Source organism: Shewanella marisflavi, assembly GCF_002215585.1.
Taxonomy (GTDB): domain Bacteria; phylum Pseudomonadota; class Gammaproteobacteria; order Enterobacterales; family Shewanellaceae; genus Shewanella; species Shewanella marisflavi.
Map to the genome: position 1 here is coordinate 1039856 of NZ_CP022272.1, position 20851 is coordinate 1060706.

The window sequence follows — 20851 nt, forward strand, 5'->3', positions numbered from 1 at the left end:
TTCGCGCTACAGCCATCCATCAAGCTTCGCTTGATTAGCGGATGCCTTTCGCCCCCATGTGAGATGAGCGTTGAGTCAATATCAGATAATCGGTTTGAAGCTGGCCATAACAGGTGCCTATTTTCGCCGTCCTTCAACCGCTGAGCTTGGTCATAAACTGCATCCTGCGTTTACGACATTCGGCACATTCATGTCCTTGCCCCCAGCTTGCAGCTTCGATTTATATCAATTGTTTGAAGTTTTGTGTGCTGTTGCTATTGGGCGGTATTCTTATCAGGGAGTGTGCTGTGCAGGTTTTATCTCAGAATCGGCTAGCTGATAACAGGTGTTGCCGCTGTGAGCTGTGAAGATATGAATGCGACTTAAGCGACTTAGGAAGGCTGCTTAGGAGCCTTAGTTCCTGTAAGCCGCTCATTTGAGTTAACATAGCTGTGCAAAAATGCGATTTGAGTGCGTAATAGCGATTAACGTGGGTTAATAAGGCTAGTAGATAGCGGTTTGATGGAGATAAATGAGGCGTTAGCTTGCCTTTATTGAAGTGCTTGTATGTTGTGTTTTCGAGTTCTTGAAGAGGGGGAGTGACTGAATATTCGCTCTCTTGCATGAAAAAGCTGCAATTGAACATATTAGGCATAAAAAGTCCTTTACCTTTGAGAGGTGTTTTAGCATAATGCCCCACGTCAACAGGGGTGTAGTTCCAATTGGTAGAACAGCGGTCTCCAAAACCGATGGTTGCGGGTTCGAGTCCTGCCACCCCTGCCAAATAAAACAACGGCTTGCTCAGAAATGGGCGAGCCGTTTTTATTTGCGTAGAAAAAGATGTAGAAAATGATTGTCTTAGAACTGCATGTTCATTCTAGTTTTTGCTACTGATAGTAGTAACGATAGCTATCTTTCTGTGGTATGTGATCACTTTGACCAGAGGTTTGTGGTCGCTAGAGCGTTGCCAAGTCCATCAGCCGTTAACTGTCTTCCGCCTGATTTATTAATCACGTAAATGTTTGAGACGTAGTGAGCTAATGTTTTTGTATGATGGTCGCCGCTTTAGTTGTATTGACGAAGTATTAATTTATTTGTTGTCTATTTTTTCTGGCTGAACGAAAACGCCTCGGTCATTTGTTTGCAACTAATTCAACGTCAACTAGTTGCTTTTGGCGGGCAGAGGACAGATACCTGAATTGGCAAAATAGGCTTAGTCTTGTTTTGCAGAAGAAAGCAGCGTGGAAAACTCGTTGTCCGTGGTGTATTCGAAGAGAGCGTGAAGCGAAAGCATACAACCAGCAAAGTAATGCGTTTTAGTTAGGCTAGTTTATTGTTCTCTCACTTGTGATTATCAGTTAAGTGATAATCACAAGTGAAATCTTGATGATTGAACATTTCAGGTCTGAGCTAGTTCATCTATGTTTACCGATTTTCGGTAAACATAGATTTTTTTATGGCCGTGAAAATTGGCTAAACTAACTGAACTTGTACATATAATAACTGCATGCCAACCTAGAAATACTCTTAATGGCTTTGCGCGTTTGTTTTGCTGCCGATGCTCGGCACAATTGTCACCTTCCTATCATAGTCATGTACCTGAGAGGTAGACTTATGGCCGCTGAAATGCTGTTTGTCATGAATTGTTCCCTCAAAATCGGAAATGCTTTTGGCTTTAATATCGTGAAAAGTAAATGTGCGTTCAACCTCTGGATGTTCCACCGCTAATTTATCCATTGCTCTCTTCCAAGCGCTGCGAAGCCCATCTGCCGTTAACCTCCCGCCACCTGATTTATTGATCACGTAAATGCTGGCAACGCCATGGTGCAATGTTTTTGCCTCGTTAATTGTTTCAATTAGCTGTTGGGACCAAGCCTTAATTTGTTTCTTGCCTGTTTTGCCTTGCTGAATGAAGATCCCGTCATCATCAATCTGGGACCACCTTAGGGCTAACACGTCACTTTGACGAGCGGCGCACAGGTAACTAATTTGGCAGGCTAGACGTAATCGGGTTTCGCAACAGGAGAGTAAAGCGTCAAACTCCTTGTTAGTGATATAGCGGTCCCTAGGCTTCTGCTTAAACTTCTTGATGCTTTTTGCCGGGTTAGTCTTGCATCGACCTCTCTCATACCCCCAGGCGAAAACAACACTTGCTGCCGAAAGCTCGTGGTTCGCCTGCGTCTTGCTCGAATTGCCTCTCATATCCATGTACTCGCGAATGTGGTGAGGTTTGATGCTGTCGGGCTCCATGGCACCAAAAACTCTGTTGAACATGGCCAGCTCTCGCTGACGGTCTTTTTGAGTCCGCGGCGCGAGCTCTTTAAAGGTTGCTGACACTATGTAGTCGTTGGCCATCTTCTCAAATGTGTAGACGCTGAGACTCGATTCTATTGCTGCTTCAAAGGCCGCCCACACCTCTGCTTTGGTAGCATCTGCCTTGCAGAGGCTCTGCGTTGAGTTCTTTCCCTTTATTATGTAGCAAGAAGGTGTGCCGCCGCGGCGGTGCAAATACACAAAAGGTGGCATCCATTGATCTTCTGGTTTACGTTTTCTCATTATCTCATCGCCTTAAAGTTTGGTTGGTTTACATTGTCTGTAGTTCGTTTGATGAACGGGTAGTTTACTGCTGTCCAGGTGACAACCGGCTTACCATCTCCGCGCAGGTGGTAGTTAATTTTCTGCTGGTTTAACTGCTTGACCTGGGCACTGGCCTTGGTGTAACCAGTAAGCTCTATCAGTTGTTGTTCTGTGAGCATTTCGCTTGAATCCGTCATACCGCACCCTCTTCAAAAGTATTTTTCAGGTTGGCGAGCACTGCCTGTTCGCAGACATGCACTGTTGATAGGTCAAACTCTGGCTGCTGCAACAGTATTTCGACTTGCTGCTCTAGTTCAGTGTTACTTACTCGCAGCTGCGCGTTCTCAGCGCGCGCCTGAATAAGCAGGTCGTTCATGGACATAAAATCAAACCCCCTTAGCTTTTAGTGCTGTAATCGGTAAAGTGAAAATGATGGCGCAAGGGATTCCGACCTTGGCCCACAGTGTCGCTGTTATGTTCATCTTTCCTCCAACAGTCATGAGTGACTGAGTTGTTATCCAAAAAGTAGCGAATGCTTTCGCTTCTACAGTGCAGCCGTAACTGCAGCTGACAGAGGTGAATTTAGAGTAAAAAAATTTTTTTCCAAAAATTGTGAGTTCAGTAAACATGAACTTGGGAGTTACCCTCGTTCTGAGCATCTGCAGCTGACAGAGGTGAACTTTAGAGTAAAAAAATTTTTTTCCAAAAATTGTGAGTTCAGTAAACATGAACGTGGGAGTTACCCTCGCTCTGAGCATCTGCAGCTGACAGAGGTGAACTTTAGAGTAAAAAAATTTTTTTCCAAAAATTGTGAGTTCAGTAAACATGAACGTGGGAGTTACCCTCGCTCTGAGCATCTGCAGCTGACAGAGGTGAACTTTAGAGTAAAAAAATTTTTTTCCAAAAATTGTGAGTTTAGTAAACAAGAACGTGGGAGTTACCCTCGTTCTGAGACGTTTGGTCGTTACAAGCGGGCAGGAAGTTGTTAAAAAAGCGATGAGCGTGGTAGGGCCGAATAGTCAACACTAGCATTTAACGCGCTATTGTGACCTACTCGGCACTCATTATTTTGTCATTAACAAAAGTTTCTGTGAGGCATTGTTTATTCTGGTGTTTTTATATTTCTCTTATGGTTGTTTATGATGTGAACACTCAGGAAGATACTTCCTGCAACAAAAATGGTTAGCGGTATCAGCATGATCATAGATTTTCTTCCTTTTAAATGAATCGCAGAGCGACATAGCATAGATGAGTCCACCTTGTAGGCTTTATCTGATTCGTTGCTTTTCGATATTCATAGAGATAGCCCCCACAAGTAGATTTTAGGCCAAAAAACACAGAGGCTATAAAGTTGGCTTTAGTTTCAAAGATAACTAAACACGCAAATAGACCTCCACCTACGACAACTATGTAGAGTAGTGGTGATATTTCGGCAAAATAATCAATGTCGAATTTTAGGCGCATACTAAAACGTATCCCCAAAGCCGGAATCGAAGCCTGAATCAAAGCTAGAATCACAGAAGCTGGAGTCAGCATCAAAGCCCGAGTCAAAGCAATCGTCATAGCCGCTATCGATTGTGTTGAGGCTCAAGTCACCCTGTATCGAATGAGAGGTTGAATCGTCATTTGTTACGCCAAATGGCTTACCCTGGGCATCGACATAGGTACCGTTTATCATGGGGGTGCCATCAACATTTACAGCAGGTGTAGTCGGTGATTCATTTTTCATATTAAGCTCCTGTTGCGTCGTTTATTGTTTGGTCTTTTTTCGACATTAATGAAAAAAAGTGCGATTGCAAGAGCATTTTTCATCATTTTTTATTCGATGCTTTTTGTTAGTTTAGCTTCTGTTTTTGCTAGTTTTTATTCGTTTATTTCACCGGGAATTGAGTATTGCTAAGCACAGAATGTATATCTTTAAAGCAAACAATCGGCACGATTTTTTGTAAATAAAAGCGCCTGTGAAACAGGCCAACTCAAGGCGTATTTGAATGGGGACGAAGTCCCGATTCAAAGGAGCAACGCGCATGTACAGCTGGTCTGTACTAACCGTATTTACGTTTTGCTTCAGCAAAATTTAGCCTCACATTTGGCACAAATTGATGGCTAAACCATTTGTCTTTTCGTCAGAAAAGCAGAGCGTCGAAAGAGGGGAGAGGAGTGGCACACTCACCCTCGTCGTAAGCGGCGAAAATGCGGTTAGTACAGAGCGTAGCTCGGTGCATGCGCGTTCAATGTCTTTGGAAGGCTAGAGCGTAGCTCGTAAGACAGGTCGATGACGAGTCATCAGAGCTGGCGTGCCTTTCAAGACATATGGCCGAACAACGAAGATGTTCTGCCATCAGGCAAGGCCTGGCTTTGTAGCGACTTCTGTCGCTATTTTCATTCCGATAGGGATGAAACAGATCCTCGTGATGATTATCGAGACCTTTCTATCAATAGGGATTGTTTGCCTGGGGGGGATCTACCTAGTGATACCACTTAATCCGTTGTCTAAAAAGGTATCCCATGCAAACGCACATTTCTCAATCTCAGCAGCTCGTCAATCAGAGCATATTGCAGGCAGGAACCTCTGCAGAAAAGTACCACCCGTATCTCAATATGACCATGCAATATGCTCCAGGTTGTAACAACAACCAGACAGGTAAAATGAGAAGAATGGTGACCATCAAACTCGTGGCGCGCTTCGGCTTAACTTCTCCTAGCATTATAGCCTGGATGTATGCCATTCCTTACCGACTCGCCTTGGAGCACTTAAACAAGTTGGTAAAAGAAAAACTATTGAGTCTAGTCATTACACATCGCTCTATGGATGGCCGGGTATACCTGCTTGATTATGCCGGCGCTAAATATGCCGAAGAGTTACTTTCAGTTGCTGTGTATTTTCGTTCGGGCGAGCCGAGCTTGAGGGTGAATCAGAACACCATCATGCACGACCTTATGATGCAGTACATTTTGCAAAAGGGGCTTATCAATAAAACCAAAGAAGGGGCAAACAAACCGTTTTGGCATGCCTATGTCACGGAGCCTGAGTTTAAGCGTTTATTTAAGTCAAATGACGTCCGCAATGTGGATGCAATAGCCATCGAACCTGATGGCACTATAGTCGCTGTTGAGATGGAGCATTCTTTTAAAACCAAAGCGACCAGGCAAACCATATTGTTGAAATGGCTCTATGGGTTAAAGCATGGGTATTACGGTAAGGTCATGCTGTTTTCTCAGTCACTCTCCATCTTTAGCGATATAAAACGGTTGCATGCTGAGTTGCTAGAGGAAATGCCTTCTAGATACGACAAGGCGACCCGAAAGCCGTTACTTAGTGAGAGTGATGCCCAGTTGCTCAAAAGAGCGATTATTTGCCGGACTGTGCTTTGCACCGAGCTCTCAGAAATGTTCTACGGGTAGTTAAACTGCAGTCTAAAACGAAGAAAAGACACACTAGGTGTCTTTTCTCGGTTCATCTTACCAGAAAGAGGAACAGTAGGATGATGACGGTATGAACACTTTGGCTCAAACGTCGGGTGTCTATGTCTAGACGATAAACACCTCCTCGGTACAGGAATCATCTACAAGGGCGCGCGCTCCCTTGTATTGATAAGTAATATCGATGAGTGGGAATTTTTCAATTTTGCGTTTCCTGTATTGTTAGGTAATTGAAAGTTGGTGATATAATTTGCGACTCCAAGTATGAGAGTAACCTCTTATTACCTTTGACAATGGAATAAGCACCTTTAATCAAAGTGGATAACTCTTTTATTTTGAAATTGAAGAGCAGAGCTAGTCTGAATTAATGCAAATCAGCTAAAAAAAACTCAAGTTACAAATAGTCTGCTACATCAAGAGATTTTCCAGAAACTTCATTTAAAAGTGCATATCTATAAGCTTTTGCGGTGTTGGCTGCAGATATACCGTCAGTGCTATCTATATTCATGAGTTCCATCGTTTCCTTAACAAAGCGAGGGCTCACAGTGTTAATTTTGATTTTTTCTCCCATTTCCAGGGCAACTGCTTTAACGAAGGCATCTAAGGCGGCGTTGGCCAAACTTACTGCCGACGATCCTGGCATAGGGTTTTGTGCCAGATAGCCCGATGTAAATGTAATACTTCCTTTTTCATTTAAGTAATGATGGCCAATTTGAAACAAATTTATGTGGCCCAGTATTTTGCTTTTTACCGTTGTTTCAAACTGCTCATAGCTAAGCTCCTCGATCGGTCCAAACGCTATTAAACCAGTTGTGGATATAATTGCGTCAACACAACCAACGGTTTCAAAAAGTTTTTTAATAGAATTTCTATCTTCAATATCGACTTGGTATTCGCCTTTAGAATGACCTACTCGTAAGACTTCAAATTCTTTTAGCTCATCAGCTACGGCTTTACCAATAGTGCCCGTTGCACCAATCAATAATATTTTCACTTTTTTCCTCTCTAAATCCTATAATTTTAACAATTAACTGCTTACGCAGTGGTGAAATCAGTAATATTCGACCTATCGGCTTAACTTTTAGTGACTTTTCCCTATATTAAAATGGAGCAAATGAATCAAGTGGTGTATTTGGAACCTGCCAACGCTGTGCTGCATCAACCATATGATTAACAGTCACCTCAGCAGGGAGCTTTCCCTGTGTACCGTACAGCCACAACACAATGTTCGTGCGTTCACCGCGAAGTATTGGTTGTGCTGCATGTGCGACATGCCCTCGGTGTAACATCGCGACACCAGGTTCAAAAGCTAGACGATTTACTTTCCCCGTGGCTGGATCATAAAAGTCAACTTCCGACCCCGAATACTCTTCACCTGGTAAATTCAAATTGACGTTCAAAGTAACTGTCGAAGCATCAGTATGAAGGCGAAGTGAAGTATCCATATCGGCCTGATATTGGATGGAGAAACCAAACGACTGACTATCGAATCCTACAATTTCAGGAAACAGCATGCGGGCAATCGGTCGCATGAAACGGTCAATAATATCCCGATAAAATTCTTGGAATTTGGGGGCGGCAAGAAAGCCTTCAGAACGAGGATCTAGCATAGCGCCCTTACGATTTAAGACAATTCCATATGGTGGACGAACAGGAATTTTTGAATCAAACGCTTTGTCCAGATAATCGCGTAATAAAATCAATCGTTCAGGATCAAAAAATTGGGCTTGATACACTCCACTCGAAGTCTCTTTCCAAAGTTCACGTACTTGAATCTCTTTGCTGGGGTCTTTCCATGCCTTAGTTACAGCGTCGAGGAGTTGACTATCTAACACTGAATCATCAGGAAATACTCGAAGCCTTGATTCAGTTTCTTCCCACTCGCCCCAAGCATCTTTTAATACCTGTTTATTGTTATTCCAAAATTTTTGTACTGACTCAGCTCTCTGTAACATTGCTTCACGGCTGGGCAATGGCAACGAACGCGCGAATAGTAATTGATTAACAGACATAAATTTTTCATCTCAAGAACCTTTAATATTCTTAATCTACTATATAAAAACGCGAAGACACATTAGGCGAAAGAAGAAACACTATCAGTTAAAACTAAATAATTTAAAGCACTAATTTTTGTCGATTAAATAGTCAAATCAAAAGAGAGCGACCAGTGAATTAGTGTTATTAGGTGAAGACGTGAATACTAGGTTGGGCAACACCAAATGCATTGCCCCTTAACTTAATCTAGTGAAAAAACTGAAATGGTAACTGGGGCGTCTGGAGTTGTATTTACCATCGATGGAACATTAAACGCCGCATCGAAATTATTTACAAATACCTCCTTTCCACGAACGATAGCCTCACCTGGAGCATCCAACAGACCTCCCACCCCTGTGGTGTCGTCGTTTTGGGCCAACAGGGTTAGCTCACCGTTCAACTGAATGCTGTATACAGAATTAGTAAACAAATCAGTTATGTACATTGCTTTAGTGGCAGAATCCCATTGGATGCCATCCGGTGCAACTAAACCTTTGGTAAACAATACAGTTTCAACAGGGTTGTTTTGACTGTCCAATATGGTTTTGTAAATTGTTCCCTCTTCCATAATTCCAACGTATAAACTTCCGGAATCATCAATCGCTAATCCATTTGCGCCAAAACCAAGACTTCCGTCTGATTCGAATGTTTTGATAAGGTGAGTATCAGTTTCTTCGTCCCTCTTAAAAGAGGAAATTTTTAATGGTTTATCTGAATTCAATTCCTTAAGTTTTATGCGATAAACTCCACTAATAGTTGGTTTTCCTTTTTTTGATGAAAGAACAGTATCAGAAATAAACAAATCGTTTCCTTTCCAAGCGAGTGCATTTGGAAATGACAGGCCCGTAGCAACAATATCTACATCTTGAGCTTTGCCATTTTTGACATTAATTCGAAGGATCCGTGATTCACCACCAGCCCAAAGCTGCATATCAGCCACATACATATTTCCATCAGGTCCTTTTGCAATCCCCATAGGGACTACCGTATGGCTACTGGTTTCCATATCTTGAGGTTGAAATTCATACCACGTTGAGACCTTGTTTGATTTGTCAATTAAGCCAACTACAGGAACTGCAGGCTTAGCTAAAAGTCCTTGTTTTAAAAACAGATCATTGTGCAGATTTGGTGAAGTAAACAGTATATTGTTACTACTGTCGAGCGCAAAACTCGCCGGCGAGTTAAAAGAAAGCGGTAATTCTGCAACTAACCTCGTCTTGTGCAAATTCGCATTATTAGATATTGGCCTGTCATTGGCATTAGCTGTACTGAAATTTACTATGGCCAGAGCTACAATCGATATTTTAAGAAAGCAGTTCATATTATCTCCTAATATTCGTTTAGTTACGGTTATGACTCTCACGGTGGGGAGTCATTCTCATTTTCTAGGGGGCAAAACCACCGAGTGGTTTAAGAAGTTGAGGGGCAAGTGCGGCATGTTATTCACGCCGTTCAATAGGTAGTTCGCCATGGTGCACCATTCTCGTTGGAGTTGCTGCAATCCATCGCTCAGCATGCGTACCCCAGTTTTCGATATGTTCATGAGAAGCATTTGTATCAGCAAGGCGTTCATAAACCACAACCTCTCCCTCATCTGAAATCTAATATTGATAATTGAACGTTCCATTTTTCGTTAAAGCGCGATGAACCTGAGAGTTCATAACATTCTTGAAATTCTCTAGTTCACCTTTTTCATTTTTGCTTCTACTATCTAGCCGAAGCTATCAAACATATTTTTCTCTGTTGACTCTTATTAATACCGTGGCGGTTAAGTTGTCTCTGATGAACGCTTTACTAGTTGAAGCAATACACCTCATGACGGAAGAAATGTTAGACCCTTTCCATCCAGATTGTAATTAAGAAAAAAGAGGAATCACTTTATATAAATATTTTAAAATGATGATTGATCTTGAGTATTGGCTTTCAAAGGAGCACAACATAAATTTCTGAAAAGCAACCTAAATCATCCAAATGATGATTTCTTAAGACGTTGCTCGTTGGTTAAGTTATCGATTTAAAATGATTAATATGACTTGGTGTATGCGTTGATGCATTGACAATGCAGCTTCATGAAATGCTTCACTAATGCTCAGATTAAATCGCCACAACTTCTCTATGTGTTCACTTACCTCAGAATATATGTAGGAGGATTTAAGAAGTGCTTTTGATGGAGTTTATCCAAAATTTAAGCTAGTATCACCAAGTACTGCCGCACCATTAGTTATCACGCTATTTTCCTAAACAAGCTGTCTTTAGTCTCTGGTGAGCGGCACGAATAGTTGTAACGTTCTCACCTGCGCCAGCCGCGACCATAATCAAATCATGCTCACCAGTCATTTCACTCTGTCACACCAAAGAACAATTACGTTTTGAAAAGCCCTTTAGCCACCCACAGTTAACATCAATTGACACAGATTGGATTTTTTTATTATCAACTGATGGTAAAAAGTGATTATCTATAAAAGAGCATTATCTTATCAACACACTGAAGATATTCTGATTACTACGTCTATCAATACTGCAGTGCAAACGGGCAGGTTTTTAAAAGTGGTTAATTTTTGGTGGAGATATTAATTCAATTTCCATTGTGAGAATAATCATCTGAAAGTAGGAGAATCTTAAATGAACAGGGTTATAGTTATAACTGGCTCTACTGATGGTATTGGCTTGGCAACTGCAAAGCTCCTTGCTGGACAAGGCTACAATTTGGGAATTCATGGAAGAAATCAAGCTAAATTAGAAAATACTAAGTCAGTTCTTCTTGGTATAAACGATAAGATCCAGATCGAGACGTTTAAAGCCGATTTGTCAGACCTCAAACAAACTCTCTCATTGGCTGATTCCATCAAAGCGCATTATGGTCATATTGATACTCTGATTAATAACGCTGGGGTCTATTCGGTCCCTCAAACAAAATCTGTAGATGGGTTAGATGTTCGTTATGTTGTTAATGTCATCACTCCATACTTACTCACTCGTGCATTGTTGAAAGTGATGAATGATTCCAGTCGTGTTGTTAATTTGTCGTCTGCAGCCCAAGCTCCTTTTGAACCGCACGAACTATGCTCAGTAAGTTTAATGCCAGATGGAGTTGTATACGCCAAAAGTAAACTCGCGCTTACTATGTGGACACGGTATGTATCAAAAGAGTTTGAAAACAGCGGTCCTTCAATTTTTGCAGTGAATCCTGCCTCGATGTTGGGTAGCAAAATGGTGAGAGACGCATATGGAGTCAATGGCGGTGATCTTAATATAGGTGCGAAAGTACTTGTGGAAGCTTCCCTAGGTAAATCGTTCACTGGAAAAACCGGCCAGTACTTTGACAACGACACCGCTCAGTTTAGAGAGCCACACCCTTTTGCAAAAGACAGCAAATCCGGCGAAGTGCTAATAACTATTTTGAATAATTTAGTGGCCCCTTTTCTTGCTATTCAACATTAAGATTGGTTGCAGCCATGGTTTTTCCATTGAGAAGAGTATATGAAAAAGGTACTAGTTAATTTCGCGCATCCTGCAAAATTTCGTTCAAATATTAATATTGCCTTACGTGAAGCCATTGAGGACTTACCTGGCGTAACGGTCAACGATTTATACGCAAATTATCCGGACTTCATGATTGACGTTAAAAGAGAACAAAACTTGTGTGAGAGTCATGATTTTATTGTATTCCAACACCCGTTTTATTGGTACTCGACGCCAGCCATAATTAAGGAGTGGTTAGACCTTGTACTAGAGCATGGCTGGGCATTTGGAAGCAGCGGGAAAGCACTTGAAGGAAAGTATGTTTTTCATGCGCTCTCTGCAGGTGGAGATTCTGAATCATACCATGAAAGGGGATTTAACCGATTCACTATTAATGAGCTTCTTTCGCCTTTCATCGCTACAGCAAACCTTTGCAATTTAACGTGGCTTCCACCATTCGCAATCCTCGGAGTACATCGCGGACTGGAATCTGAAGTAGTTGTTTCACATGCGGAAAATTATCGTCGAATACTTATTGCGTTACGTGACTCTCAATTTGATTTTAGTGGTCTTGATTCCGAAGAATTCATAAATACAAATATAAACCAGCGCATCAGGAATCCTTAGTATGGAACACTTTCTTCTTCAACTTTTTATTTTCCTCGTATCAGCAGCAATTGCGGTACCAATTGCAAAGAAATGTGGATTAGGCTCGGTGCTAGGTTACTTAATAGCTGGCATTGTTGTGGGGCCTGCAGGTTTTTCACTGATCAATGATGTTGATGAAGTTATGCACTTCACGGAATTTGGTGTTGTAATGATGCTTTTCCTTGTCGGATTGGAGTTACGACCTTCATTATTGTGGAAAATGCGAGTTTCAATTCTTGGAATGGGAGGGGGGCAAGTAATATTGACATCTCTTGCCATTTTTTCACTCGCGGTCTTTTTTATAAACTGGCAATACGCCGTTGCGATTAGCTTAATACTAGCGCTCTCATCTACGGCAATCGTTCTGCAAACATTACAAGAGAAAGGGCTTATGGAGACACAAGCTGGCAAGTCAATTTTCTCGGTTTTGTTGTTTCAAGACTTGGCTGTTATACCGATGCTCGCAATTTTTCCGATGCTGGCTACATTGGCTGTGGAGAATAGCGAGCAAAGTAAACAACAGCTTGTTGATTTCAGTTTACTCCCTCCATATGCGGAATTCATTGCAACGTTGCTCGCTATTTTACTAGTACTTGTTATTGGAAAGTTTGCATGCCGTCCATTTTTCAGAGCTATCGCTTCAACTGGTATTAGAGAAATATTTGTAGCAGCAGCACTTGCATTGGTGATAGGTATATCAGTGTTGATGATTGTAGTCGGATTATCACCGGCCCTCGGCGCTTTCGTGGCTGGTGTGGTACTAGCTGATAGCGAATATAGACATGAGTTAGAAAGTGACATTGAGCCATTCAAGGGATTGTTACTAGGAATCTTCTTTATCTCTATTGGAGCAAGCTTAAACTTTGAGTACATAACCGACAGCGCGGTGCTAATTGCAGCGATTACCATCGCTCTAATGATTATTAAGTGGTCTGTGCTTTTGCTTGTAGGCAAATTGTTTCATTTGAAGAGCAGTGAGCGTAGATTGTTCGCAATCTCACTCGCTCAAGGTGGCGAGTTTGCGTTTGTGCTGTTTCAAGTCAGCAAAACGCAAGGGGTACTGCCTGTATCACTGATAGATCCCGTCATGTCATCGGTTGTCATTTCGATGTTTATTGCTCCCTTACTCTTTTTGATATGGGATAAAGTCGGTCTGGAAAAGGGGACTCCGGTAGAACAAACATTAGATGACGTTATTAACAGTAAAGATCACAAAGTGATCTTGGCAGGATTTGGACGAATGGGTACAGACGTTGGTAGGTTTCTGCTGTCTGCCGGCATAAAGCCCGTCATTTTAGATCATGACGCCAACAACGTAGAAGTTTTAAGAAAGTTTGGATTTGAAGTTTATTTTGGTGATGCTACGCGTCTTGATCTGTTGGAATCAGCAGGAGCTGCCGAAGCAGAGTTATTGGTTATTGCTATTTCTCAAGAAAACACAAGTAAGTTGGTGGACTTGTGTCACAAACATTACCCTAAGTTAAAAGTGGTTGTAGCAGTAAGAGATCGTGAAGCTGCGTTTGAAATGATGGATAAAGGAGTAAAAAACATTCATAGGGAAACCTTTGGCAGCGCTCTTCAGATCGGACAGGACGTTCTAAATCAACTAGGTTGCGATCCCCATTCTACTTATCGTCTTATGAAGATTTTTCAGCAAAAAGACAAGGATATGATGCCCGAACTGCACTTGAACCGAAATGAAGAGAAAAATTACCTGGCACTATACCAGCAACATCATTTCGATTTAGAAGATTTGATAAAAAGAACCGTGGATCCAAATGCACAGGTGTCAGATCAGGCTTGGACTGCGAAAAATCCTGAGCATTAGCCGATCTCGGATTTAACCGTGTTTTATCAACAATTGCAGACTTTATTCAGATTATGAAGTGTTTAGGGAAAGGAAGATTCTCATGATTCTGCGCTTGATGTTACACCTACAACTGGTGCTTGGGGCGCTTACTATATGGAACAGCAAACCTGCTTGTAAAGAAGCATGGTGGTAAATATATTGCGTGGGCTGTAAGTCATGAGCGTATGGAGGGGGCATGCTGATTCGGTAATGTTACGTTGATTGCCTTCAAAAGAACCAGCCGTTGCACTAATGAATGAACCTTAGTATCAACCCCATTTAAAAGCAAGGACTGAAGGTTGGCTCTATCTTGGGGCGGTGATGGACTTGTTTTCACGTCGCATCATTGGTTGGTCAATGGGTAGTCGGATCACCAAAGAGCTTGCGTTAGATGCCTTACTGATGGCGGTGTGGCGTCGTAAGCCAGATGAAAGAGTCTTAGTGCATTCAGATCAAGGAAGCCAGTACACGAGTCATGATTGGAGTGAATTTCTGAGTGCTCATGGTTTGGAAGGTAGCATGAGTCGTCGAGGGAATTGCCATGATAATGTTGTGGCAGAGAGCTTTTTCAACTACTGAAACGAGAGCGGATTAGGCGAAAAATCTATGCTACAAGGGATGATGCTAAGATGGATGTATTTAATTATATTGAGATGTTTTACAACCTGAAACGACAACATAGTTCCAATAATGGGCTATCACCGTTAGAGTATGAACGTCAGTATTTTTATGAGGCTAAAAGTCGTCTAGTGAACTAGTGAAGTAGTGGCGATTCACATGTCCCTCCATTGTTTAATTGGAGGAGGATTTATGAAAGTAGCTTTGCAAATTTTTTTGGTCTTTTTGTTATTAGCTTTGTCGGGGAAATCCGCTGAGGGTATATCGCAACTACGTGTTGGTATTATTGATGTAAAACCTTGGGGGTATGAAGAGTCAGGGGTAATCCGCGGTACTCAAATTGACAGGTATCGAGAGTTGGAGAAAGAATCAGGTCTCAAGTTTACTTATATATTACTTCCTTTAAAAAGAGCATTGTTCATGCTTGAGAAAGGGCAGATTGATATTCTATCTGTTTGGGAGCGTGAGGAATTGAGCGATTTCGCAGAACGAATTAACACTGTCAGTTGCGATGAGTATTTTGTAGTTGAACTTGAAAATACTGTGCAAGTAAACCCAGCAATTAATTTCCAAGTAGCTGTTCAAGCAGAGAGTAACTTAAGTCTTAACAATCTGAAATCACGAGATGTTAAGTATGTGGGGGTAAATTATAAACAATTAATTTTAATGTTGCATAAACAGAGATTTGGTTCAATACGCATTGGGTTGTCAGGATTGAAATCAGGAGCCAGTGAATTAAATTTCCCACTAGCCGACTTCAGATTGGTTGAATCGTTGGGCCAAGTCAAAGAGTACTTGTATTTTTCGCGATTATCGCCCAACTTTGACATTATGTTGGTTAAGAAACTAAGTCAGTCAATCAAATTAGAGGTTGAGCATTAGTTCAATTTTATCCAACGCTCGATGGAAATTTAAGAACAATTCCAATTTTGACTTGAACTGAAGAGGTTTGCAAAGTAATCGATAAAAGCACGAACTTTCGGGGCGAGAAATCGAGAAGATGGATAGAGAGCCCATATGGCAGTTGTGCTTTCTATGGGATAGTCTGACAGAATTTCTACAAGCTCACCAGTTCTTAGCTTTTCGTAGGAGCACCATGTGGAAGAAACTGCGATGCCCAGCCCCGCTACGCAGGCATCTCTCACAGCTTCACCGTTATCTACCTTTACGACACTGTTTGTTTTAATATTTATATGGCCATTAGGTGTTCTAAACACCCAGGTATTCATCCCCATTAGATTAATAAAAGTGTGCCGATATAAATCTTCAGGAGTTCGTGGTTCCCCGCATTTTTTTAAATAACTCGGTGCAGCAACAAGTTTTCGATCGTCACCACAAAGCTTTCGTGCCTTTAAGGATGAATCATTTAATGCAGCATCTCTGATAGCAATATCGAACCCACCTTCAATAATATCAATAACGTTGTCGCTGAACCTTAGTTCAACCTTTATCATGGGATTGTTGTCTAAAAAACCCTTAAGGTTTGGGATAATATGCATGCGACCAAATGAAGCTGGCGCAGTAACTCTTAGAGTACCGTGTGGTGTTATACTTCCACTGCCTACAGCTGAACGAGCAGTTTCAATGCTAGCCAGTATTTCCTCTGCATGAGGCAAAAAGGTTTCGCCTTCATTAGTTAATGAAACTTTTCGAGTAGTTCTATTAATCAATCTAACACCAAGCGCTTCTTCAAGTTTGTTCATATGAGAACTGGCGACAGCGGGTGATAATCCCAGCTCATTTCCCGCTGAGCTGATGTTAAACGTCGAGGCAATTCTAACAAAGAGTCTTAGATGTTCGATGTTCATAGTGTTCCTTTTATCTACTTTGCTTTACCGTTGAGGTAAAATTCTTAGAATCAGGGTAAGTTATGTCATCGCCTAATGGTAGCTTAGTTGAGGCTGCTTTTTGTAGTGACTAACTAGCTTTTTGTTGTGGCTGGAATGGCCCGTATTTCATTGACACCCTAATACCTCAAAATGAGGCCTTAAAATGTCTAGGATTCTGGGGCGAGTCCAAAATGAGGTTGTTTAAATTTTTCTGGGATCTTACCGTTAGGTGTAAACGATAGCGCATAGGGTGGGGTTGTTAATTTGGTTAGATGATGAAACGCTGGCCGAAAAAGGGCCAGCGTTTCTAATTTCTTTTATAGCTATGCAAGATCGTCTTTTGCTTCGACTAATCCATGATGGCTTACTGACCCTGCGGTACGAGCTCTGAGGTGTGGAACATACTCAGGATCATTCATAAAATCAATGGCGGCTTGGCGAGATGGCCACTCGATAACGATTCGTAGTGCGGGATCTTCTCTGTCGCCTTCAAGACGTTCATGGCTATTTGTTCTAGCTAAGTATTTTCCACCGTATTTGGTCACAAGTTTGTTTGCGGTGCCTATGTAATCAGAGATCCAGTCTTGACTGGTTGGAGTTACTTCTAGTACTGAGTAATACTTATTAGACATAGTTTATTCCTTCGTTTTCATCTGTGAGAAGCTAACTGCCCACTTGAGCGATAGTTGGGATGGCTAGTAATCCCGTGTTGTAGAATTAAATTTAACGCCCTACCAATTTTTCAACAATATCGAAGATTCAATAAACATTTTATAGATAATGTATATAATAAGTTCGTGTTGCGCTTATTGTTTTTGTTTTATATTAAATAGAATGAGTAGAAAGGCTCAGAATTTTTAAATTCAGAGAGATGACATTATCCAATGTTGTTCGTTCGTTCTTCGTGATGAATGTAGCGGCTTTTGGGAGGGGTAATATTAGGGGTCGTTAATATTATGAATGTTGAGCATGTAAAGCTGTTTGTTCGCCTTGCCGTTACTCACAATATAAGCTCTGCAGGGCAAGAGTTGGGATTATCGCCTGCCGTGGCAAGCTCTTATATCAATAAGCTTGAAACAGGATTGGGAGTCCGTTTAGTACACAGAACTACTCGCAAGGTTTCTCTGACTGAAGAAGGGCTAGCTTTTCTTCCACATGCTGAAAATGTTATTGAAAGCATCGATGCAGCATGTGCATCTGTTGGTGTAGGAAGTCATACACCTAGTGGTGTGTTGCGTATTTCGGCTCCGGCATCATTTGGGCGGCTATACCTTATTCCCGCTATTAAAGCCTTTATGAAAGCATATCCAACCCTCAAAGTTGATTTCAGAATGTCGGATTCAATTATTGATCTGGTTGAGGGTGGCTTTGATTTGGCAATTCGAAATGCAGAGCTTAAGGATTCTACTTTAGTTGCTCGTAAACTTGCGGAAGATAAGCGTATTCTATGTGCAGCGCCAAGTTATTTGGAGGCGCATGGGGTTCCCTCTCACCCATTAGAAGTTGCAAGTCATCAGTTTGTTAATTTTAGTGAATTTGATAATTGGATATTTGCTACACCAGAAGGCCCGATTAGTGTTAGAGCTCAAGGGGAGTTTAAGGCTGACAATGGTGAAGCGGTTCGTGATGCTTGTGTTCAAGGTCTTGGGCTTGCAGTTAGCTCAATATGGTGTTGCCACAAGGAGTTAAAACGAGGAGAGTTAGTTCCTATTTTAGCAGAATACCCACTGATTACCGATTCAGCTATTTGGGCAGTATATCCAAGCTCACGTTTACTGGCCCCAAAAGTGAGAGCATTTATTGATTTCTTCATTGATTACTTTGGAAGAACACCTGATTGGAATGACTATTCCACTACGGAGATTAAAGAGAAAATGAATTTAGAATCTAGGAAAGGTGTAACTGGTAAGTAGAAGAGGCCTTCATTAACTGAAGGCCTACGTTGCGCTAATAGTGATTACCAAGCGTAGGTTTGAATTATTTTGTCTTGTGCTAGCGGATTTGCTGCGATAGCTAGATTGAGGTTTGCTAAAAACTGCTTTCGCGAGTTTATTAGATAGCCTTTTTGTGGCACTAAGTTGTTTCCGTGATCTCCCCAATAGTATGTGTCGATGTTAAGGTTTTCAAGTAAGTACTTTTCTTCCATTAACACTTGCATTTGAGTCGGCATTATAAATTCACCACGTTGTACCTCTTGCTCCATCAAGGTTCCAGGTTGTAGAGCTAATGCCATAGGAGCAATTTCCTCTGGTTGTGTAACGTTGAGAACTGCAGTGGTTGCTTCAATATGTTCGCTAGAGCGTTCTCGTCCACCTAATCCTAAAATAAAGGACAGTAGTGTTCGTATGCCAGCTTCTTTCGCCATGCTCATACCCTCAATTGCTTGTTCAGCCGTCATTCGTTTTTTGATGCGTTCAAGTACGATTGGGTCTCCAGATTCTAAACCTGAGTAACACATGTCTAACCCTGCATCTTTGATCTCTTTAAGTTCAGACACTGTTTTACGTCTAAAGTCGTTTAAACCACTGTACATTGATATCCTTTTCACTTCAGGAAAAGTGTTTTTCAATTTGTCGAGAATTTGTAGCAAATAATCTGTACGTGCTGCCATTACATTACCATCTATTAAAAAGATAGACTCAACAAAAGGATAATAAGCACGTGCCTGAGCGATATCCTGAAATACATCATTGATGTCACGCACCTTGAAACGCTTGTCATCAAACATGTTACAAAAAGTGCAGGTATTTATGCTACAGCCAAGTGTTGTTTGTATCAGAATGCTACGCGCTTCTGTCCACGGACGGTAAATCTTGCCTTCATATTGCATTCTTATTTCTCCAGCTGACTGTACGAGTGTTATGATTTTCGCTTGTCAAAATATACGAGCAAGATTAACAAAGCGCAGTGGTCTTGATAATAGGTGTTGCTTATTAATCAGTTTATTTGTTTTGTATATTATTGTGTTTAATTTTTATTATCATCTTACTTGTTTTTTTATGTTTTTTATGTTTTTAAATTTTTGCGTTAGTTTATGCTTTTTGTATATGGTGTTTCACTGCTTTGTTATATTGTTTGCTCGAATGTTCTCTAATAAATTAGCTTCAGCGACAGCGCATTCCCCTTTGTGTAGCTTATGTATGGAGAGGTTTGGTTATGGCCGTCCATTTTCGCTAAATGAGTAGAATGCAACTTACTAAGTAAATTGGAGAAGAATTATGTTTGTAAACAATGGCTGGATAGTTGAAGCGAAATTAAATGAAGGTGAATTAGAACGCTTCAAAGAAGTTATGAACTCTCAAATAAACCGTGCTTTGACCGAAACTGGCACGCTTAACTATCAGTACTATATGTCAGAAGATGGTGACATTTTAGTTTATGAGCGCTTTGTTGATCCGCAATCATCGCATGAGCATATTGAAAACTGGGACGACCATGCGGCACGTTGGATGGCTGCTGCTACCCCAACTCGTATGCTTCATCTTGGTGAATTACCTGAGGATGTTCGTAAACGCCATTCAGCACTTTCTCCACTATGGTTTAAACCTTTAGGTGGTTTTGCTCGCGAAGAGATCGAACCTAGTGAGATAAAGCGACAAGATGGTACAACTACTTTTGAAAACTTTGGTTGGATTGTCGAGGCAAAGCTTAATGAAGGCCAACTTGAAGCATTCAAAGAGGTGATGAATTCACAGGTAGAGCGTGCAAAAACAGAAGAGGGTACCCTTAACTACCAATACTACATGTCAGATGAAGGTGACATTCTCGTTTACGAGCGTTTTAAAGATTTAGAATCATCATATATCCATATTCAAAACTGGGATGATCATGCTGAGCGCTGGATAGCTGCTGCAACGCCAACTCGTATGGTTCACCTTGGTGATCTCCCTGAGGAATTACGTGAAAAGCATTCGGCTTTGTCACCTTTACTGCTAAAGCCTCTAGGAGGTTTTGCCAAGTAAGTCATTGTTTAGCTATACATAGAAGTTAAGAGCATTAAAGCATCTTCTAGTTAGGAGATGCTTTTACTAGGAAAAACATACAGTTTTGTTCAGCTGTTTTTGCTTATTATGTTCTTTATCACGGCAATAATTCTGCTGTTTATTGAATCATCGTACGTATCACTGTGCGGCGATATGAAAGCTTCAATATCGTTGTCAAAGCATTTCCCATGTGCCATTGTGAAATCTTGTGCAAGTGCATCATGGACTATAATGTTTTCTCCTACTTGAATATCTCCAACTGTAATACCATAAGAAACTTGAGCCGCCACTACTTCACTATGCCACTGCAATGCTTGTTTAATTTTCAATGAAAACCATAAAGTGATTGTGGAAAGTGGTGAGTTATCAATCTGTTTCAAATTGATATCATGGCCGCCATTCCGAAGCTTGCATTACTTTTAATTAAGTGGTTTTTTTACTGACTGAAA

The 20851-nt window shown here is 41.2% G+C and carries 18 protein-coding genes, 1 tRNA gene and 1 pseudogene; 9 read left to right on the top strand and 11 right to left on the bottom strand.

What is annotated here, in order from left to right; all coding sequences use genetic code 11:
- Nucleotides 1-685 precede the first annotated feature (685 nt).
- Nucleotides 686-762, top strand: a tRNA-Trp gene (locus CFF01_RS04575).
- 744 nt (nucleotides 763-1506) lie between these two features.
- On the opposite strand, the gene CFF01_RS04580 is transcribed toward CFF01_RS04575, so the two are convergent.
- The 4 genes from CFF01_RS04580 to CFF01_RS04600 form a co-directional block, all read right to left on the bottom strand.
- Nucleotides 1507-2535 (bottom strand): tyrosine-type recombinase/integrase, encoded by a 1029-nt coding sequence (locus CFF01_RS04580; RefSeq protein WP_088904026.1) that lies wholly within the window; start codon nucleotides 2533-2535, stop codon nucleotides 1507-1509.
- The gene (locus CFF01_RS04585) at nucleotides 2535-2753 is read right to left on the bottom strand and encodes a DUF4224 domain-containing protein (RefSeq protein ID WP_088904027.1); all 219 of its coding nucleotides are present in this window, start codon (nucleotides 2751-2753) and stop codon (nucleotides 2535-2537) included. The genes CFF01_RS04580 and CFF01_RS04585 overlap by 1 nt, the downstream gene beginning before the upstream one ends.
- The gene (locus CFF01_RS04590; protein ID WP_157704939.1) at nucleotides 2750-2938 is read right to left on the bottom strand and encodes a hypothetical protein; all 189 of its coding nucleotides are present in this window, start codon (nucleotides 2936-2938) and stop codon (nucleotides 2750-2752) included. The genes CFF01_RS04585 and CFF01_RS04590 overlap by 4 nt, the downstream gene beginning before the upstream one ends.
- 1083 nt (nucleotides 2939-4021) lie before the next feature.
- Nucleotides 4022-4285 carry a hypothetical protein gene (locus tag CFF01_RS04600; protein WP_088904030.1) on the bottom strand — a complete coding sequence of 88 codons (264 nt, stop codon included), beginning with the start codon at nucleotides 4283-4285 and terminating at the stop codon, nucleotides 4022-4024.
- 779 nt (nucleotides 4286-5064) lie between these two features.
- Between CFF01_RS04600 and CFF01_RS04605 the strand changes: the two genes are divergently transcribed.
- The gene (locus CFF01_RS04605; RefSeq protein WP_232479508.1) at nucleotides 5065-5961 is read left to right on the top strand and encodes a hypothetical protein; all 897 of its coding nucleotides are present in this window, start codon (nucleotides 5065-5067) and stop codon (nucleotides 5959-5961) included.
- Between the two features lie 412 nt (nucleotides 5962-6373).
- Here the strand turns inward: CFF01_RS04605 and CFF01_RS04610 are convergent, their stop codons facing one another.
- From CFF01_RS04610 to CFF01_RS04620, 3 genes are all read right to left on the bottom strand, one after another.
- Nucleotides 6374-6973, bottom strand: a complete 600-nt coding sequence (locus CFF01_RS04610) for a short chain dehydrogenase (RefSeq protein WP_088904031.1) — start codon at nucleotides 6971-6973, stop codon at nucleotides 6374-6376.
- A gap of 106 nt (nucleotides 6974-7079) precedes the next feature.
- The gene (locus CFF01_RS04615) at nucleotides 7080-7991 is read right to left on the bottom strand and encodes a 2OG-Fe(II) oxygenase family protein (RefSeq protein WP_088904032.1); all 912 of its coding nucleotides are present in this window, start codon (nucleotides 7989-7991) and stop codon (nucleotides 7080-7082) included.
- Between the two features lie 224 nt (nucleotides 7992-8215).
- Nucleotides 8216-9334: an NHL repeat-containing protein gene (locus CFF01_RS04620; RefSeq protein ID WP_088904033.1), complete on the bottom strand. Its 1119-nt coding sequence runs from the start codon at nucleotides 9332-9334 to the stop codon at nucleotides 8216-8218.
- A gap of 1301 nt (nucleotides 9335-10635) precedes the next feature.
- Here CFF01_RS04620 and CFF01_RS04630 point away from each other — a divergent pair.
- From CFF01_RS04630 to CFF01_RS04650, 5 genes and pseudogenes are all read left to right on the top strand, one after another.
- The gene (locus tag CFF01_RS04630) at nucleotides 10636-11454 is read left to right on the top strand and encodes an SDR family NAD(P)-dependent oxidoreductase (RefSeq protein ID WP_088904034.1); all 819 of its coding nucleotides are present in this window, start codon (nucleotides 10636-10638) and stop codon (nucleotides 11452-11454) included.
- Between the two features lie 39 nt (nucleotides 11455-11493).
- Nucleotides 11494-12102, top strand: a complete 609-nt coding sequence (locus CFF01_RS04635) for an NAD(P)H-dependent oxidoreductase (RefSeq protein WP_088904035.1) — start codon at nucleotides 11494-11496, stop codon at nucleotides 12100-12102.
- A gap of 1 nt (nucleotide 12103) precedes the next feature.
- Entirely contained in the window at nucleotides 12104-13951 is a 1848-nt protein-coding gene (locus CFF01_RS04640) for a monovalent cation:proton antiporter-2 (CPA2) family protein (RefSeq protein ID WP_088904036.1), read from the top strand.
- A 315-nt stretch (nucleotides 13952-14266) separates the two neighbouring features.
- Nucleotides 14267-14730: pseudogene (locus CFF01_RS04645) on the top strand (IS3 family transposase); the annotation flags it as partial.
- Nucleotides 14731-14782: 52 nt separating this feature from the next.
- A complete protein-coding gene (locus CFF01_RS04650; RefSeq protein ID WP_088904037.1) occupies nucleotides 14783-15472 on the top strand; it encodes a type 2 periplasmic-binding domain-containing protein in 690 nt (229 codons plus the stop codon).
- Nucleotides 15473-15501: 29 nt separating this feature from the next.
- Here CFF01_RS04650 and CFF01_RS04655 read toward each other — a convergent pair whose 3' ends face one another.
- Together CFF01_RS04655 and CFF01_RS04660 are read right to left on the bottom strand one after the other, a co-directional pair.
- The gene (locus tag CFF01_RS04655; protein WP_088904038.1) at nucleotides 15502-16398 is read right to left on the bottom strand and encodes a LysR family transcriptional regulator; all 897 of its coding nucleotides are present in this window, start codon (nucleotides 16396-16398) and stop codon (nucleotides 15502-15504) included.
- 344 nt (nucleotides 16399-16742) lie between these two features.
- Entirely contained in the window at nucleotides 16743-17051 is a 309-nt protein-coding gene (locus CFF01_RS04660) for a DUF1330 domain-containing protein (RefSeq protein WP_088904039.1), read from the bottom strand.
- Between the two features lie 324 nt (nucleotides 17052-17375).
- Here CFF01_RS04660 and CFF01_RS04665 point away from each other — a divergent pair, with 324 nt between their 5' ends.
- On the top strand, nucleotides 17376-18332 hold the full coding sequence (locus tag CFF01_RS04665; protein ID WP_088904040.1) for a LysR family transcriptional regulator: 957 nt from the start codon (nucleotides 17376-17378) through the stop codon (nucleotides 18330-18332).
- A 44-nt stretch (nucleotides 18333-18376) separates the two neighbouring features.
- Here CFF01_RS04665 and CFF01_RS04670 read toward each other — a convergent pair whose 3' ends face one another.
- Nucleotides 18377-19249 (bottom strand): radical SAM protein, encoded by an 873-nt coding sequence (locus CFF01_RS04670; RefSeq protein WP_088904041.1) that lies wholly within the window; start codon nucleotides 19247-19249, stop codon nucleotides 18377-18379.
- Nucleotides 19250-19637: 388 nt separating this feature from the next.
- Here CFF01_RS04670 and CFF01_RS04675 point away from each other — a divergent pair, with 388 nt between their 5' ends.
- Nucleotides 19638-20381 (top strand): putative quinol monooxygenase, encoded by a 744-nt coding sequence (locus CFF01_RS04675; RefSeq protein ID WP_088904042.1) that lies wholly within the window; start codon nucleotides 19638-19640, stop codon nucleotides 20379-20381.
- Nucleotides 20382-20470: 89 nt separating this feature from the next.
- Here the strand turns inward: CFF01_RS04675 and CFF01_RS04680 are convergent, their stop codons facing one another.
- Nucleotides 20471-20782 carry a hypothetical protein gene (locus CFF01_RS04680; RefSeq protein ID WP_088904043.1) on the bottom strand — a complete coding sequence of 104 codons (312 nt, stop codon included), beginning with the start codon at nucleotides 20780-20782 and terminating at the stop codon, nucleotides 20471-20473.
- Nucleotides 20783-20851 lie beyond the last annotated feature (69 nt).